The 379-nt window shown below is 69.7% G+C and carries 1 protein-coding gene; it reads left to right on the top strand.

Going from position 1 to position 379, the window contains the following annotated elements:
- Window positions 1-379 (top strand): carboxyl transferase domain-containing protein (locus AC5RWQ_RS30795; RefSeq protein WP_494286100.1); only part of this gene is annotated, 379 nt, incomplete at both ends.

Raw genomic sequence — 379 nt, 5'->3', positions numbered from 1 at the left:
CGGCGAGTTCCTGGAGACCCAGGCGCTGTTCGCGCCGAACATCGTCACCGGGCTCGGCCGCATCGAGGGCCGGCCGGTGGGCGTCGTCGCCAACCAGCCGCTCCAGTTCGCCGGCTGCCTGGACATCAACGCCTCCGAGAAGGCCGCCCGGTTCGTCCGCACCTGCGACAGCTTCAACATCCCGGTGGTCACCTTCGTCGACGTCCCCGGCTTCCTGCCCGGCACCAGCCAGGAGTGGGACGGCATCATCCGCCGCGGCGCCAAGCTGATCTACGCCTACGCCGAGGCGACCGTGCCGCTGATCACCATCATCACGCGCAAGGCGTACGGCGGCGCGTACGACGTGATGGGCTCCAAGCACCTGGGCGCGGACCTCAAC

The sequence above is a fragment of the Micromonospora sp. BS32 genome (genome assembly GCF_059089345.1).
Note: the sequence above shows the minus strand (reverse complement) of the source record. Positions and strands in the feature narration are given on the sequence as shown.